The organism is Blautia sp. HCP3S3_G3, assembly GCF_052063365.1.
Taxonomy (GTDB): domain Bacteria; phylum Bacillota; class Clostridia; order Lachnospirales; family Lachnospiraceae; genus Blautia_A.
Window position 1 is genome coordinate 244,803 of sequence record NZ_JBQHXR010000001.1, and the last position, 17,116, is coordinate 261,918.

Genomic DNA, 17,116 nt, shown 5'->3' on the forward strand with positions numbered 1-17,116 from the left:
AGCAGGACTTTTCGATAAGAATCCTCCTGCTATTCCCAAAATAGTAAGGAGGAATGCAATTGGATTATGGAACAAAGGAACCGGAAGTCTTTCAGTGGTATCCGGAAGATATCCTGTAAAATTAATCCGGCATTTGAGAATGGAGCGGGGATATCAGATTGAAAAGGCAGACGAGGGAATTTATTATGTAAAGGGAGATTTCTTCCCGATTCAGATACTTGTCACCAGACTTCTTTCGAAGAAAGAAAATCTGTGGCTCAGAAGCCTGACCAATCATCCGGAATGAAAAAGATATCAATATGCTCAAATCATATAACAAAAAAGCAGCATCCGCCAGTTCAGTTGACGAATTCAGGACGCTTATTGGAAAATAACCGGGGAAAATAAGATGACACAAAACAAGATGACACAAAACAAGAAGATACAAAACAAGAAGATACAAAACTATGGATTCCAGCATTTTGGAACAATGCTGGACTGTTCCAGAAATGCTGTGATGAATGTAAAAAGCATCAAAAAATGGATTGATATCACATGCGATCTGGGCTATAATACCCTTCTTTTGTATACAGAAGACACCTATGAGGTGGATGAAAATCCTTATTTTGGCTATATGCGCGGGCGGTACAGCCAGGAAGAACTGATGGAAATTGACCAATATGCGTCAGAAAGGGGAATGGAACTGATTCCATGTATTCAGACCCTGGCGCATCTGAACGCTATCGTAAGATGGCCTGCGTATGCAGAACATGTGGATACCGATGATATTCTGCTGGCGGGAGATGAGGCAGTATATCAGCTGATCGATCAGATGTTTGCAGCGATTTCCAGATGCTTTACCAGCCGTACCGTAAATATCGGAATGGATGAAGCACATATGATCGGTCGGGGGAAATACTATGATCAGCATGGGGATCATAACCGTTACGAGATATTGCTGGAGCATTTGAAAAAGGTTTCAGATATCGGAAGAAAATACGGATTTACGCTTATCATGTGGTCAGATATGTTTTTCCGGCTTGCAGGAGGAGATTATTACAACAGCGAAGCAGAAATCAATCACAGTGTCAGAGAGGAAATCCCGGATAATGTGAAGCTTGTTTACTGGGATTATTATTCCACACAAAAAGAACATTATGACCGTATGCTTGCTGCTCATAAGAACTTGAAAGAGGATACCTGGTTTGCGGGTGGTCTGTGGAGCTGGACCGGAATGGCACCTCATAACGGGTTCAGTATGAATGCCGCAGATGCCGCGCTGAAAAGCTGCCGGGAAAATGGGATTACCAATGTGATCATGACCCTGTGGGGAGACAACGGCGGAGAATGTTCCAAATTTGCATTGCTGCCTGCGCTGTTTTATGCATCGGAAATTGCGAAAGGAAACACGGACAGGGAAGAGATTCAGAAAAAATTTATGGAGAAATACGGAATTTCCTTTGAAGATTTCATGCTTCTTGACCTCCCTGGAACGCCAGGTGTGTCAGCAGATCAGATCTGCAATGCGGATAAATATCTGTTTTATAATGACTGTTTTACAGGTCTGATGAATTCCACCCTGACAGGCGATGAGAACGAAGAATATGCTTTGTGTGCGAAAAAACTGGAACAGACAGAAAAGAAAGAGCCATGGGGCTATCTCTTTGAAACCGGTCAGGCGCTTTGCGAGTTTCTTTCCATAAAAGCCTGCCTTGGAATAAAGACCCGGGAAGTATACACCAGCTGGAAACAGGAGAGAACAAAAACGGTAAATGCTGAAAATGTAAGTCAGAAATATGCAGAAGACCTGAACATGGAAAACCAGGTACAGGAAACATTAAGATCCCTGATCAGCGATTACCAGATGGCAGTGGAAAAACTGGAAATTTTCTATAAAAAATATAAAACCCAATGGTTTACAGAAAACAAACCGCATGGCTTTGACGTGCAGGACATCCGGATCGGCGGTCTGCTTACCCGTATCCGAAGCTGCCAGGAGCGTCTGCAGCATCTTTATGACGGAGAAATTGACGTGATTGAAGAACTGGAAGAACAGCCGCTGGATCTCGCAGGAAATGGAAAACAGTTTACCCGTAAGCCAATGAACTTTAATGACTGGTCCAGAACTGTCACAGCCAATGTAATTGCCTGATATAGAAGGATACTGAAAACCAAAAGTTACAGCCAGACAGAAAGATACTGCCCAAAAAGTCACAACCTGTCTAAGTGAAATGAAAAAAACTGTAATAATCACACAGAAAAGATAACCGGAAAGGAACAGATGAACATGGAACGCTATACCGTACATACGATTGAGAATGATTACCTGAGAGTTACCGCTTCCGAAAAAGGCGGAGAACTCAAGTCCGTATATGACAAAAAGGCACAGCGCGAGCTGCTCTGGCAGGGGGATGACAGATACTGGGGAGACAGCGCCCCGAATCTTTTCCCGTATATTGCCAGACTGACAGAGGGAAAATACACCTATCAGGGCCAGAGCTATGAGATGAAAATCCATGGTTTCGTGATGTATTCCGTTCTGACATGTACAGAAACGGAACAGGAATTGTGCTTTGAACTGAAATCCAATGAAACGACAAGACAGGAATATCCATTTGAATTCGTATACAGGGTTAGATATCAGCTGAACGATGCAGATCTGAAAGTAATCTATGAAGTGGAAAATCAGGATAGCAAAAAAATGTATTTCGGCATCGGTGGACATCCGGGATTCCAGGTACCTTTTGTGGACGGGACGGAATTTGAAGATTATTATCTGGAATTCGGGAACGATGTCAAACCGCTGAGAGTCCAGTTTTCCAATGACTGCTTTGTACTGGGAAAAGAAGAATATCAGGAGCTTGCAGACGGCGCCCTTTCTCTGAAGCATAACCTTTTTGATGAGGATGCGATCGTTCTGGAGCAGACCGGAGGACATGTGGCACTGAAATGCAGAAAATCACCGGCATCCATTTCCGTGAAATACGAGAATATGAGATATGTGGGATTCTGGCACTGCCCGCGGACAGAAGCACCTTATGTGTGTATTGAGCCGTGGTCTTCCCTTCCGTCACGCAAAAATATTGTAGAAGATCTGGAAAGACAGGAAGACCTGAACAGCCTGATGCCGGGAGAAACCTATCAGAATACATTTTGTATTACGATTCATTCCGCATAAATGCAAGATGTTTTTTTGGTGAAAGCAGGAGACTCGTCTATAGAAAATAAGATGTCTTTTTGTGAAAATAAGATGTCCGCATATAGAAAACAAGATTTCGGTTTGCGGAAATCATGATTGCTTTACTTTGAAATGTGTGCTAGAGTGTAATAAAAAGACAGTATAAAGAGGAATAATTATGGATTTCTCAGTGATGTTGGAAATAGTGGCAGCGCTGATCATTGTTTTGCTGCTGTTATATAGCTTTGACGAAGGAAGCACAGCAAACATCGGAAATCAGAGATTTCGTTTCTGCCTGTACGTGACTCTTCTGGCAATCATGCTGGATGTTCTTTCCGTATATGGCATCCGGGAGTATGAAACATTTCCGGTCTGGGTGAATATGCTGATTTCCAGTTTGAATTATCTGGTTGCCAGTCTGAATTCGGTAGTAATTGCCAGTTATCTTTCTCATCAGATTTTTGAGCATTTTCCGAAACATTTTTGCAGAAAAAAAATAACAATCGTCATCTGGTCTCTGTATGGAATCGTGGTTGCATCAGTAGCGGTAAATCTGTTTAACAATTGTCTGTTCTCATTCGGAGATCAGGGATACATCCGGGGGCCGCTGAACCTTCTGGGATACCTGGTGGTCATGTTTGAAGTAGTGATGGTGGGCTTGTGTTACCTGAAGAACAGTGACATTGCCAGCAGATCCATGCGTAAGGCCATGCGTTCGATTCCTTATGTGGTATGCGGAATCCTGATCTGGCAGCTGATTTGCCGTGACACCATGATGAACGGACTGATCGCGGCAATGGTGGATCTGATTCTGTTTATCAGTTTCCAGAGCAGGCGGAATAATACCGATTATCTTACCAATCTGGGCAACCGGGGAGTTTTCGTGGAGGATCTGGGGGTTTTGTGTGAATCTCAGAAACGGCTTCATATCATTATGCTGTATCTGAATAAATTTGGTCGTGTGAACAGAGAATTCGGGCAGAAGAACGGTGATGAATTTCTGTACGCAGTTGCCCGGTATCTGGACAATCTTTCGCCGGCAGCAAGAGCCTACCGGCTGGGAAGTCTGGAATTCGCCATCATCTGCCGGGAAGAAGAGGATGCCTTGTATTTGTGTACAGTGAATGATATCAGAGAACGATTTGCCAAACCCTGGGAGATTGGTGATATGAAAGCCACCCTTTCCGTATCTGTCTCAGACCTTTATCTGTATGGCACAGCTGAGTCAGGTCAGGAGAGCAGGGAAGCTGATAATACCCGGATCATTGAGCAGCTGGAATACGCCATGCGCCTTGCAAAAGCAGAGGGAGAGAATGGATGGGTTCCTTTTGACAGAAAAGTCCGTATGATGATGGAGAGGCAGAAATCCATCATTGAGCAAATGAGGGAAACCATCGCAAACAAAAGCTTTTCTGTTTATTATCAGCCGATTTACTGCTGGAAGGACGGGCTGTTCTGCTCGGCGGAAGCGCTTGCGCGTATGTCAGATAAGGAGGGAAATCCGATTCCTCCGTCAGAGTTCATTACACTTGCGGAATCCACAGGAATGATCAATGAACTGAACTGGATCATTGTGGAAAAAGTATGTGCGTTTGTGGGAAGCCATCCGGAACTGAAGCTGAAGGGAATTGCGATCAATATGTCCATCCGTCAGTTTATGGAAGAGGGAATGAAGGAAAAGCTGGACCGGATTCTGGACAAATATGGTGTCAGTCATGAGATACTCAAGATTGAAATCACAGAAAGAGTGATTTCCGAGAACCCGGTCAAAGCCAGAGAAATCATGGAGTCCCTGACTGCGGAGGGCATTCGTTTCTACCTGGATGATTTTGGCATGGGATATTCCAATTTTGCCAGTGTGCTTTCTCTGCCGTTTGATACAATTAAGCTGGATAAAACCCTGACGGACAAGGCACTTGGAACACCGAAAGAGCGCCAGATATTCCACTCGCTTGTGGAAATGTTTCTGAAGGCACGTTACAGCATTGTAGCAGAAGGTGCAGAGACAGAAGAAATGGTGGAAGAGCTGAAACGTCTCCAGGTGGATCGGATACAGGGATATTATTATTCAAAACCACTGCCGGAAGAGGAATATCTCCAGTTTATGGAAGATCAAAAATAGAAGGGCTGTGACAGTCCTTCTATTTTTTTGATCAATCAGTCTGGATTCCATCGCCCCTTCCTTGCACTGGCGGAAGTTGTGGTGTATAATTGTTGCTATTAGCAAAGAATATTAGCGAAATATGCCGGGAAAACGAATACATACAGTGCTCATTTCCTGTTTCTGTCAGAAGCGGAATCGCTTCAGGAATCGCATTTTGTCAGGAAACCTCCACCACCTTCCGGCGTATTTCAGAACGATAAGGGGAACTGCTTTGAAGAAAAAGATAGAACAATTGTTAAGTGGGAAATTTGAATATGAAAATCCGGCGCTTTTGTTTTCGCAGGAACGGATCTCCGTCAGACTTAAGGCAGGAGAGACCTTCCGGGGAGACCTGTATTTTGGGACAGAGAACAACGAGCGCATCCGGGGATATGTGACCTCCTCCAGCAGAAGAATGGTTTCGGGAATCGGCAAATTTTCGGGAACCACCATCTGCCTGCCCTACGGCGTGGATGCCACAGGCATGCAGCCCGGCGAAACCATAAGCGGATGGCTGTGCTTTACCACGAACATCGGAGAATACCGCCTTCCGTTTTCCATTGAGACAGAAAAAGAAGAAATCCGAAGCTACGCAGGGGAACTTCATGATACAGAAGCATTCCATGAAATCGCGCGGAAAGATTTCCGGGAAGCATACCGCTTGTTCAAGGACAAGTCATTTTCCGGAATTATGGAGAACCGCAGTCAGAAAGAAAAAGCCCTGTATGCGGGACTTTCCGTCCAGCCTGTCACCTACCAGCATCTGGAAGAATTCCTCATCAGCATGGGATACAAGGAACCGGTCACCATTTCCCTCAAGCAGTCCGGCGGGGAATTTTATGATGTCAGTGAGACCATGCAGGAATCCTTTGATGTCCATAAGACCGGCTGGGGACACCTTCGTCTGGACATCGAAGCCCGCGGAGATTTCCTGGAAGTGGAGCATCATGTAGTGACCGATGAAGATTTCATTGGCAGCAGCTATCAGGTGGAATACGTGATTCGTAAGGATAAACTGGGCAAAGGCAGACAGTTCGGTGAGATCGTGATCAAAAGCCCGTACCAGGAACTGGTATACCCGGTCATTGCATCAAGAGACGGGAAGACCACCGTGGATATCAGTGCCATAGAGAAAAAACACAGACTATCCCTGATGCGCGACTATATCGAATACCGCTGCGGCATCATGGACTTCAAGACCTGGGCAGGAAGTGTCCGCTTTGAGCTGAACCAGCTGCGGGAAGCCGGATGCTGCTATCCGGAATATCAGCTTCTGGAAGCCTACCTTCTTCATAAAGAAGACAATAATCCGGGAGCCATTGAGATCCTGAAACAATTCCGTGACAAATCCTACTCCAGTGAAGATCTGGAATTTGCCGGTGTCTATCTGTATCTGTGCAGCCTTACCGGAATCTACCGTGACAGCGTACAGGCGCTCCGCAGAGTACAGAATTTCTATATGCAGAAAGAAGACAGCCTGATCCTGATGTGGATACAGCTTCAGCTGGACAGCGCATATCGCCGTACTCCGTCCAAGGCCGTATTCCTTCTGGAAGAACAGTTTGACCGCGGATGCAGAAGCCCGCTTCTTTATCTGGAAGCATGGAATTACATCAGTGCAGACATGACCCTCCTTCACCGGATCAGCCGGTTCTGGGTGCAGGTCTTCCTTTTTGCAGGCAAAAAAGGCCTGCTGACAGAAGAACTGGTCATGCGTTTTTCCTATCTGTCCGGCTATGAGAAAAGCTTCAACAGAAGCCTCTACCGGGCCCTGGAACTGGGCTACGAGGCATTTCCGACAGACGATACCCTGGAAGCCATCTGCCGGTATATTATGATCGAAAACCCAAGAAAACCGGAATATTTCCGCTGGTTTTCCCTTGCAGTGGAGCACGGTCTGCGCCTTACAAGACTTTATGAATACTATGTGGAGACCATGGACACTTCTTACCAGAGAGAACTGCCCAAGACCCTTCTGATGTATTTTACCTATAATGACAATACACTGGGGGATTCCCGGAAAGCCTACCTCTACGCCAATGTCATCGCCTACAAAGACAAAGAACCCGGCGTATACGAAAGCTATCGGGAGCATATCCGCAAATTTGCCCGTCAGAAACTGGCGGAAGGCAGGATCAACGAGAATTATGCCGCCATTTACCAGGAATTCTGCATGGATCCCTCCAATGCAAAAGAAGCCCAGGCAGCAGCACGTCTGATGTTTGCCTGCCGTTTATACTGCGATGACAAAAAAGTCCGTCAGGTAATCGTCCGCCACAGCCAGATGGCAAGAGAAGAAGCTTACCCCTGTGTACAGGGCGTGGCATATCCGCGTATTTACACAGAAGACGCCGTGATTTTGTTCCAGGATGAGAAACAGCGCCGCTATGCATCCACCGTGGATTATAATGTGACCAAATTGATCGATGAACGGGAACTTCTCCCCCGCGTTCTGGAAAAAGGCGTGCGGGAACCGGGAACCCTGCTTCACTATTGCGAAAATACAGAACTGAACCGTGAAAACATGGAACTTTTCCAGTACCTGGCAGATTCCGACGCCTACACCGATGCCTACCGGAAAGCCACACGCAGGAAAATCCTGAACTATCTGGCAGCCCATGCGCAGGAAGAAAATCTGGACGAGTATCTGGAAAACCTGAACCTGCGGGAATACACCATGGTAGACCGCAGCACCCTCCTGGAAGTCCTGGTTTCCAGAAGAATGTTTGACAGAGCCATGTATGTGATCCAGGAATTTGGCTACGAAGGCGTGGAATGGGGCAGCCTTCTGAAGCTTACCAGCCGCATGATCCTGCGCAGCGAAATGGCAGAAGACGAGGAGCTTCTGGCACTTGCCAGCGAAGTTTATCGTGCAGGCAAATACGATGAAGTGATCCTTCATTACCTGATGCAGTACCGTTTCGGTCCCACAGACGAGCTGCTGGCAATCTGGAAAAGCGCCCGCGGTTTTGACATGGACACCTACGATCTGGAAGAAAAAATCCTGAACATCCTGATGTTCACCTCCGATTACCGCAAAGAAGGCGAGAACGTCCTGGAAGCCTACGTAAAACAGGCAGGCAAAGAACGGATCATCGGTGCCTACCTGACCCAGCTTTCCTACGGTGTATTTGTCCGCGAATACCCCATGAGCCCGTTTGTCCGGGAATGCCTGGAGCATGCTTTTGAGCGCAAATGGCCGGTGGACGAGGTCTGCCGCATGGCACTTCTCAAGGCTCTGGCAAAAGAAAAAGTGACCGATGCCAGACATCTGGAAATGGAACGGGAGCTTTTGAAGGACTGCGTCGGAGAGGGAAGGGCATTTGCTTTTTACCGGAAACTTCCGCCGGAACTTCTGAGCCCCTATCAGCTGGATGACAAGACTTACGTGGAATATCATGCAAGCCCCATGGCAAAGGTGACCTTATTCTATGCTTTGGATACCGGGCTTGGAATCGGGAAAGAATATAAGAGCGAACCGCTGAAAAATGTTTATGAGGGAATTTTTACCAAAACCTTTACCCTGTTTTACGGAGAAACCCTGCATTATTATTTCCGTATCGAAGAGGACGGCAAAATCCATACCACATCCGAACGTGTTCTTGCCATGAACCGCGTGGATGGAACCCCCATGAGCAAATATCAGCTCCTGAATCAGATGCTGTCCGCACGTAAACTGGACAAAGAACAGGAAGTGACCAGGAGAATGAAGCAGTATCTTCGTCAGGAACAATATGTAAAAGAAATGTTTACCATAGAAAAGGAAACGGAAGATGAACGAAATTCGTGACTTGATGATAGGAATTGATTTTGGGGAAAAATTTTCCCAGATATGTTATTACGACCGCAAAGCGGATGAGGCAAGATCCATCAGCATGAAGGTGGGAAGCAGTCAATATGAGGCACCCAGCTGTCTCTGCCGCAGGATCGAGCAGGGAGATTACTGCATAGGTCTGGAGGCCGAGTACTTTGCCAGAGAAAAAAACGGCATCATGCTGGATAACCTTTATGAACTGTCCGGAAGCACAGAGCGCATCCAGCTGGCAGGAGAAGAGCATGAACCATGGGAATTTCTGTCCATTTTCCTTAAGGGAATGCTGAAATTTCTGGGAATCCTGGACATCGTCAAAAACACCAGATGCATGGTGATCACCACCCCTTCCCTGACACCGGAACGGGTAAAAAACTTCCAGAAAGCATGCGCAGACATTGGTTTTCCGGAAGAGAAATTCATGCTGCTGGACTATGGCGAGAGCTTTTATTACTACATGCTTTCCCAGAAACGGGATACCTGGAACCGGAATGTGGCATGGTATGCGTTCACTCCGGAAAAAGTCACTTTCCGCAAAATGTCCATGACCTCCGCTACAAGACCGGTTCTGGTGCGACTGGAGGAGCCGCAGGAAACCGCTCTCAGTGAAGAGAAGGAAGTAAGAGATTCCGATTTCTGCCAGTTTATCCAGAAAACGTTAGGCATGGAACTTTATTCCAGCATTCAGATCACGGGCAACGGATTTGACACTGAATGGGCGAAACAGTCGGTGAAATCCCTCTGCTACCAGAAACGCAAGGTGTTCTATGGAAACAATCTGTTTGCCAAAGGTGCCTGCGCAGCGGCTGTGGAACGCCTGGAAAAAAAGAACTTCAAAGGCTACCGCTACATGAGCGAGTCTCTGGTTCTGGCAGATGTGGGCATGGATATGAGAGTGATGGGCTCTCCGGCCTATTATCCGCTCATTGAGGCAGGCAATAACTGGTATGACTGCAAAGCCTGGTGCGAGCTGATCCTGGATGATACCGAAGAACTGATATTTACCGTAGCCACCATGGAAAAACCCGAAAAACGCCGTGTGGCCATGAGTCTTCCGGGACTGCCGAAACGGCCGAACAAGACCACCAGACTTCGCGTGGAACTTAATTATGTATCTCCGAAAGAATGCGAGATCACCGTAAAAGACCTGGGCTTTGGCGACCTGTTCCCGGGCAGCGGCAAAGTCTGGAAAGAAACGGCCGCATGGTAAAAGGGGGACGGACATGAGCGGATATATTTTATGCCAGACAAAAAAGGCAGAAACACCATATTTTATCGAGAATATCAGCACAAACATCTATACAATGGAGGAATTGTGCTACTATCTTTATCATAATCTGTATCTGGTGGATGATACAATTATCAATGAGGGGCTGTGCAGCTGGCTTTCCGGGGAACTGGACCTTCCGAAGCTGGCAGCGAAGCTCCGCCCGCATCTTGGCAAATTTGCGGCAGTGGAGGATATCCTGTATCCGATTTTTAAGGAAATCAATTACCTGACTTATGAAGAACTACGCGTTCTTGGCATGCAGCTTCAGAAGCTGAACATCCAGCCGCCTGCCATCCGTGAAAAAGAAAAAGGAGACGCCCTGGTGGAAAACGGCATGTACGTCAATGCCATCCGTGTTTACCAGAAGCTTCTGGAACGGGAGGATCTGGAAGAAGCGAGAGAAGGTCTGACAGAAAGCATTTACCACAACCTTGGCTGTGCCTGCAGTTACCTGTTCCAGATGGAAAAAGCAGTGGAGTGCTTCTGGAAAGCATACGAACAGGGACATGACCGTGCAGCACTGAAATGCTATCTCCTTGCGTTCCGCAGCATCCGGACGCCAAACGAATACGAGAGCAGGCTGACGGAACTGCATGTATCCGGAGAAATCCGTGCAGAAATCAAAGAAACCCTGGATCAGTTCGCGAAGAAACCGGAAAAACAGGTAGATTCCCATCAGGTGGATGAACTGCTGGAGAAATTCACTCAGGAATATCACCGCAGCACCGGGTCATGACAGGATGATTGCCGTGTGAATGATGTGGAAAAAGCATATGCAGATATAAAAAAAGGAATGGTCATATGTTTTTGTACGAAAACAGGCATGAAAATGACAAAAAAGATGAAAGAAAATGATTTTTAAGGTTGACTTTCGCGTGGTAAATTGTTAATATTGTACCGTAATCACCCAAAACAAATAATAAGCGAGGAGATCAACCGATATGAAAAAATTAATTGCAATGTTATTGACATCATCTATGATTTTTTCCATGACAGCCACAGCTTTTGCATCCACAGACGAGAGTGATGCAGCCTATGTAAAAGAGAACGGCAAGCTGGTAGTTGGTATTACCGATTTCGCACCGATGGATTATAAAGAAGAAGGAAGCGATGAATGGGTCGGATTTGACGCTGACATGGCAGCTGCTTTTGCAGAAAGCCTTGGTGTGGAAGTAGAATTCGTAGAAATCGACTGGGATAATAAGATTATGGAACTGGAAGGCAAGACCATTGACTGCGTATGGAATGGTATGACACTGACCGATGAAGTAACCAGCTCCATGGAATGCTCCAATGCATACTGCAACAACGCACAGGTTGTTGTTGTTCCGGAAGACAAGGCAGATCAGTATCAGGATGTTGACAGCCTGGCAGATCTGAACTTTGCAGTAGAAGCAGGAAGCGCAGGAGAAGCAGAAATCAGCGCACTTGGACTGAACTACACAGCAGTAAAAGCACAGTCTGACGCTCTGATGGAAGTATCTGCAGGAACCTCTGATGCAGCCGTAATCGACCTTCTGATGGCAGCAGCCATGATCGGTGAGGGAACCGGATACGAAAGCCTGACTCACACCGTAGAACTCAACAGCGAAGAATACGGCGTAGGATTCCGCAAAGGCTCCGACCTTGCAGAAGCACTGAATGAATTCTTTGCTGCCAGCTACGAGGACGGCAGCATGCTGGAATGTGCTGAGAAATATGGCGTACAGGATGCAGTGATCGAGCAGAAATAATACTGACAGACGAATCATACGAAGATGTATCATATAAAGATAAACCACACAAGGATGATTCATATTCATGTGAACAGAAATAGATAAAAGCATATTTTTAGAGAATAGTTTGTATGATTTGCTATGCCGGACATCAAGAACATCACAACAAAATCAGAAAGAGCGGTTTTTACCGCTCTTTTCTAGCGTTATTCATACTGACAGTTTTATGAAAAAGTATTGAGAAAGACGGACATTTCATAATTAAGAAGACAATAAAACAATAATCAGGCAGTTAGAAAGAAATTAGAAAGCAGGATATGTTATGGAACAGATTATGGAACAGATGCCGATTGTTATCCGCTCGCTGAACATCGGTTTTCTTCAGACATTAAAATTATTTTTCGTAACCCTGATCGGAGCCTTTCCCCTGGGACTGCTCATGGCCCTGGGCTCTACATCACGGTTCAAGCCGCTGAGCTGGGTTATCAAGCTTGTGATCTGGATCATAAGGGGAACCCCGCTGATGATCCAGCTTCTGATCATTTACTATTTCCCCGGACTGGTACTGCACAATCCCATCTGGGGCGGCGGAGAAGGCGGCCGTTTCCTGGCTGCATCCTTTTCCTTCATCCTGAATTACTCCTGTTATTTTTCGGAAATCTACCGCGGAGGCATTCAGGGAGTTCCGGTGGGACAGGAAGAGGCAGGACTGGTGCTGGGCATGACCAAAACCCAGATCTTTTTCCGCATCAAACTTCTTCAGGTAATCAAACGTATTGTGCCGCCTATGTCCAATGAAATCATAACTTTGGTAAAGGATACCTCCCTTGCCCGCATCATTGCACTGCAGGAGATCATCTGGGCAGGGCAGGCGTTTATGAAAGGCTCTCAGGGCATTTCCGGAGCCATCTGGCCGCTGTTTTTTACAGCCGTTTATTATCTGATCTTTAATGGAATCCTGACCATTCTCCTGGGAAGACTGGAGAAAAAACTGGATTATTTCAGGTAGGAGGAGCAAACATGGCAATTTTAGAAGTAGAACATATATGCAAATCGTTTAACCGTACCGAGATACTGAAGGACATCAGCTTTTCCCTGGATAAGGGACAGGTGGTCTCTATTATCGGTTCCTCCGGAAGCGGAAAAACCACACTCCTGCGGTGCCTGAATTTTCTGGAAACACCGGACAGAGGAGTGATCCGTGTCAACAATGAGACACTATTTGATTCCGCGGATCCTTCTACGCAGAGGGAATCCACCATCCGCAAAAAACGGCTCCATTTTGGCCTTGTCTTTCAGTCTTTCAACCTTTTTCCACAGTATACCGCTCTGGAAAATGTGATGCTTGCCAAAGAACTGCTTGCCAAAGAACGGCCGGATTACAAAAGTCGCAAAAAAGAAATCCATGGAGAAATCCGTATACAGGCAGAGGGACTTCTGAAACAGATGGGCCTGGAAAAACGCATGAACAACTATCCCCATCAGCTTTCGGGAGGACAGTGCCAGAGAGTGGCGATTGCCCGGGCACTGGCGCTGCAGCCGGATATTCTCTGCTTTGATGAACCGACTTCTGCACTGGATCCGGAGCTCACCGGAGAGGTGCTGAAAGTCATCAAAGAACTGGCAGACCAGAACACCACCATGATTATTGTGACTCATGAGATGGCATTTGCCAGAGATGTGGCCAATCAGGTAATCTTTATGGATGACGGCTACATTCTGGAGCAGGGCGACCCGAAACAGGTGTTTGAAAACCCGAGAGAAGAGCGTACGAAACAGTTCCTTTCCCGGTTTACACAGGGATGACAGTCCTTATTAACAGCATATGTAACTGTTTTGTATTTTTACAGTTACGAGCAAAAAAAATATTGGGAATTTGGCACAATATGGATCAAAATTCCAGTACGGTCAATGTACGGGAATGATGCATCGGAAAATTCTTCTCAGGATATTCCAGTGAACAGTAACATTTCATCTATCTGTTATAATCCTGCAATTATTTTAGGTTGCTTTTGAGATTTGATTGGTATATAATTTCTACGATACAATGTATACAATAAACGCAAGATCAGGAGAGTGAAGATGAGTACAGACAGATATGTAAGTCCTTTATCAGAACGTTATGCAAGCAAGGAAATGCAGTACATCTTTTCCCCGGATATGAAATTCCGTACCTGGAGGAAATTATGGATCGCCCTTGCAGAAACAGAGAAGGAGCTGGGACTGAACATTACCCAGGAGCAGATCGATGAACTGAAAGCACACGCAGACGATATCAACTACGACGTGGCGAAAGAACGTGAGCGCCAGGTACGTCACGATGTTATGTCCCATGTGTACGCATACGGCGTACAGTGCCCGAAGGCTAAGGGAATCATCCATCTGGGAGCAACCTCCTGCTATGTAGGAGACAACACCGATATTATCGTTATGACAGAAGCGCTGAAGCTGGTTCGCAAGAAACTGGTAAACGTCATCGCAGAACTGTCTAAATTCGCAGATAAATATAAAGCACAGCCGACACTGGCATTCACCCATTTCCAGCCGGCACAGCCGACAACCGTAGGCAAGCGCGCCACACTGTGGACACAGGAATTCCTTCTGGATCTGGAAGACCTGGAGTACGTACTTGGCACCATGAAGCTTCTCGGCTCCAAGGGAACCACAGGAACCCAGGCAAGCTTCCTGGAGCTCTTTGACGGAGATCAGGAGACCATCGACAAGATCGATCCGATGATCGCAGAGAAGATGGGATTTAAAGAATGCTATCCGGTATCCGGACAGACCTATTCCCGCAAGGTGGACACCCGTGTCCTGAACGTACTTGCAGGCATTGCGGCAAGTGCACACAAGATGTCCAATGACATCCGTCTCCTTCAGCATCTGAAGGAAGTGGAAGAGCCGTTTGAGAAATCCCAGATCGGTTCCTCCGCAATGGCATACAAGAGAAACCCGATGAGGAGTGAGCGTATTGCTTCCCTTTCCAGATACGTGATGGTCGATGCACTGAACCCGGCTATCACATCCGCAACCCAGTGGTTTGAGAGAACCCTGGATGACTCTGCTAACAAGAGACTGAGCATTCCGGAAGGCTTCCTCGCGATCGACGGTATCCTGGATCTCTGCCTGAACGTGGTAGACGGTCTGGTCGTATACCCGAAAGTAATCGAGAAACGCCTGATGTCTGAGCTGCCGTTCATGGCTACCGAGAACATCATGATGGATGCGGTCAAAGCCGGCGGAGATCGTCAGGAACTGCATGAGCGCATCCGTGAACTTTCCATGGAGGCAGGCCGCAATGTGAAGGTAGAAGGCAAGGACAACAACCTTCTGGAACTGATCGCTGCAGACCCTGCATTCAACCTGACTCTGGAAGAACTTCAGAAGACCATGGATCCGACCAAATACGTAGGACGTGCCAAAGAACAGACAGAAGCATTCCTTGCCAAAGTAGTGAATCCTGTTCTGGAAGCCCACAAAGACATGCTGGGCGTAAAGGCAGAAATCAACGTGTAAGAGTCCGCGTGCAGAATCAATCAGAAATCTATGCACAGATAGTTAAGTAGTAATCAACACGCAAGGAGGAATATTGTGTTATGATCACAGCAGTAGTGGGAGCGAACTGGGGAGACGAGGGAAAAGGGAAGATTACCGACATGCTCGCTCAGGAAGCAGATATTATCGTAAGATTTCAGGGAGGTGCCAATGCGGGCCACACCATCGTCAACGACTATGGTAAATTTGCCCTTCATACACTCCCGTCCGGTGTGTTCTATGATCACACCACAAGCATCATCGGCAACGGCGTGGCACTGAACATCCCTGTGTTTTTTAAAGAGTATAACGAAGTAGTCAGCAGAGGCGTACCGGCTCCGAAGATCATGATCTCCGACAGAGCACAGATGGTAATGCCGTATCACATCCTGTTTGACCAGTATGAAGAAGAACGTCTGGGCGGCAAGTCCTTCGGCTCTACCAAATCCGGTATTGCCCCGTTCTATTCTGACAAATATGCCAAAATCGGTTTCCAGGTAAGTGAACTCTTTGATGAGGAAGCACTCCATGAGAAACTGGTTCGTGTATGTGAGACCAAGAATGTTCTTCTGGAGCATCTGTATCACAAACCGCTTCTGGATCCGGATAAATTGATGAAAGAACTGATGGAATACAAGAAAATGGTAGAACCGTATGTAGGAGATGTATCTCTCTATCTCTGGAACGCACTGAAAGAAGGCAAACAGATTCTTCTTGAGGGACAGCTTGGCTCCCTGAAGGATCCTGATCACGGAATATATCCTATGGTTACTTCTTCTTCCACCCTCGCTGCTTACGGCGCGATTGGTGCAGGCGTACCTCCCTACGAGATTAAGAAAATCGTTACTGTATGCAAGGCATACTCCAGCGCAGTAGGCGCAGGTGCTTTTGTTTCCGAAATCTTCGGTGAGGAGGCAGACGAGCTTCGCAGAAGAGGCGGAGACGGCGGAGAATACGGCGCAACCACAGGACGTCCGAGACGTATGGGATGGTTTGACTGTGTCGCTTCCAAATACGGCTGCCGTATGCAGGGAACCACAGATGTAGCTTTCACCGTACTGGATGTACTGGGATATCTGGATGAGATTCCGGTATGTACCGGATATGAGATCGATGGCAAAGTCACCACAGACTTCCCGACCACCGGCCTTCTGGAAAAAGCCAAACCGGTTCTGGAAGTACTTCCGGGATGGAAGAGCGATATCCGCGGAATCAGGAATTATGAAGACCTTCCGGAAAACTGCCGCAAATACATTGAGTTCGTAGAAGAGAAGATCGGCTTCCCGATCACCATGATCTCCAACGGCCCGGGAAGAAACGATATTATCTACAGAAATAAATAATTGGCTGGTGTATGGCACTGGGGCATTGCAGAAACGTACATGTGCCATAAAAAATGTTTTTCAGGAAAAAATCAGACAGAAAAGGTGTACACGCCGGGGAATTCCTCCGGCGTGTTTTGCGGCAGCAACAAATCTCAGTGAAA

General features: G+C 46.8%; 12 protein-coding genes. All 12 read left to right on the top strand.

What is annotated here, in order from left to right:
* The first annotated feature begins 94 nt into the window (after positions 1-94).
* A complete protein-coding gene (locus ACTNEW_RS01170) occupies positions 95-286 on the top strand; it encodes a hypothetical protein (protein ID WP_441056956.1) in 192 nt (63 codons plus the stop codon).
* A 102-nt stretch (positions 287-388) separates the two neighbouring features.
* Positions 389-2,131, top strand: a complete 1,743-nt coding sequence (locus ACTNEW_RS01175; RefSeq protein ID WP_441056958.1) for a beta-N-acetylhexosaminidase — start codon at positions 389-391, stop codon at positions 2,129-2,131.
* A 135-nt stretch (positions 2,132-2,266) separates the two neighbouring features.
* On the top strand, positions 2,267-3,157 hold the full coding sequence (locus tag ACTNEW_RS01180) for an aldose 1-epimerase family protein (protein ID WP_441056960.1): 891 nt from the start codon (positions 2,267-2,269) through the stop codon (positions 3,155-3,157).
* Positions 3,158-3,335: 178 nt separating this feature from the next.
* Positions 3,336-5,279 carry an EAL domain-containing protein gene (locus ACTNEW_RS01185; protein ID WP_441056961.1) on the top strand — a complete coding sequence of 648 codons (1,944 nt, stop codon included), beginning with the start codon at positions 3,336-3,338 and terminating at the stop codon, positions 5,277-5,279.
* A 253-nt stretch (positions 5,280-5,532) separates the two neighbouring features.
* Positions 5,533-9,090 carry a DUF5717 family protein gene (locus tag ACTNEW_RS01190; RefSeq protein ID WP_441056963.1) on the top strand — a complete coding sequence of 1,186 codons (3,558 nt, stop codon included), beginning with the start codon at positions 5,533-5,535 and terminating at the stop codon, positions 9,088-9,090.
* Complete coding sequence (locus tag ACTNEW_RS01195; protein ID WP_441056965.1) at positions 9,074-10,321, top strand: DUF5716 family protein; 1,248 nt, start codon at positions 9,074-9,076, stop codon at positions 10,319-10,321. Before ACTNEW_RS01190 ends, ACTNEW_RS01195 begins: the two co-directional genes overlap by 17 nt.
* Before the next feature lie 13 nt (positions 10,322-10,334).
* Positions 10,335-11,117, top strand: a complete 783-nt coding sequence (locus tag ACTNEW_RS01200) for a hypothetical protein (RefSeq protein ID WP_441056967.1) — start codon at positions 10,335-10,337, stop codon at positions 11,115-11,117.
* Between the two features lie 205 nt (positions 11,118-11,322).
* Positions 11,323-12,114, top strand: a complete 792-nt coding sequence (locus tag ACTNEW_RS01205; protein ID WP_441056969.1) for a transporter substrate-binding domain-containing protein — start codon at positions 11,323-11,325, stop codon at positions 12,112-12,114.
* Positions 12,115-12,418: 304 nt separating this feature from the next.
* The gene (locus ACTNEW_RS01210) at positions 12,419-13,105 is read left to right on the top strand and encodes an amino acid ABC transporter permease (RefSeq protein WP_441056971.1); all 687 of its coding nucleotides are present in this window, start codon (positions 12,419-12,421) and stop codon (positions 13,103-13,105) included.
* Positions 13,106-13,116: 11 nt separating this feature from the next.
* Positions 13,117-13,902 (top strand): amino acid ABC transporter ATP-binding protein, encoded by a 786-nt coding sequence (locus ACTNEW_RS01215; RefSeq protein WP_441056973.1) that lies wholly within the window; start codon positions 13,117-13,119, stop codon positions 13,900-13,902.
* A 276-nt stretch (positions 13,903-14,178) separates the two neighbouring features.
* Positions 14,179-15,612, top strand: coding sequence for an adenylosuccinate lyase (gene purB / locus ACTNEW_RS01220; RefSeq protein WP_441056975.1), 1,434 nt, complete (start codon positions 14,179-14,181; stop codon positions 15,610-15,612).
* Positions 15,613-15,692: 80 nt separating this feature from the next.
* The gene (locus ACTNEW_RS01225; protein ID WP_441056976.1) at positions 15,693-16,973 is read left to right on the top strand and encodes an adenylosuccinate synthase; all 1,281 of its coding nucleotides are present in this window, start codon (positions 15,693-15,695) and stop codon (positions 16,971-16,973) included.
* Positions 16,974-17,116: the final 143 nt, after the last annotated feature.

Excerpts from the sequence above, each read along its gene's own strand:
- ACTNEW_RS01175 (WP_441056958.1), top strand. The coding sequence starts at position 389 with ATGACACAAAACAAGATGACACAAAACAAGAAGATACAAAACAAGAAG.
- ACTNEW_RS01180 (WP_441056960.1), top strand. The coding sequence starts at position 2,267 with ATGGAACGCTATACCGTACATACGATTGAGAATGATTACCTGAGAGTT.
- ACTNEW_RS01185 (WP_441056961.1), top strand. The coding sequence starts at position 3,336 with ATGGATTTCTCAGTGATGTTGGAAATAGTGGCAGCGCTGATCATTGTT.
- ACTNEW_RS01195 (WP_441056965.1), top strand. The coding sequence starts at position 9,074 with ATGAACGAAATTCGTGACTTGATGATAGGAATTGATTTTGGGGAAAAA.
- ACTNEW_RS01200 (WP_441056967.1), top strand. The coding sequence starts at position 10,335 with ATGAGCGGATATATTTTATGCCAGACAAAAAAGGCAGAAACACCATAT.
- ACTNEW_RS01205 (WP_441056969.1), top strand. The coding sequence starts at position 11,323 with ATGAAAAAATTAATTGCAATGTTATTGACATCATCTATGATTTTTTCC.
- ACTNEW_RS01210 (WP_441056971.1), top strand. The coding sequence starts at position 12,419 with ATGGAACAGATTATGGAACAGATGCCGATTGTTATCCGCTCGCTGAAC.
- ACTNEW_RS01215 (WP_441056973.1), top strand. The coding sequence starts at position 13,117 with ATGGCAATTTTAGAAGTAGAACATATATGCAAATCGTTTAACCGTACC.
- purB (WP_441056975.1), top strand. The coding sequence starts at position 14,179 with ATGAGTACAGACAGATATGTAAGTCCTTTATCAGAACGTTATGCAAGC.
- ACTNEW_RS01225 (WP_441056976.1), top strand. The coding sequence starts at position 15,693 with ATGATCACAGCAGTAGTGGGAGCGAACTGGGGAGACGAGGGAAAAGGG.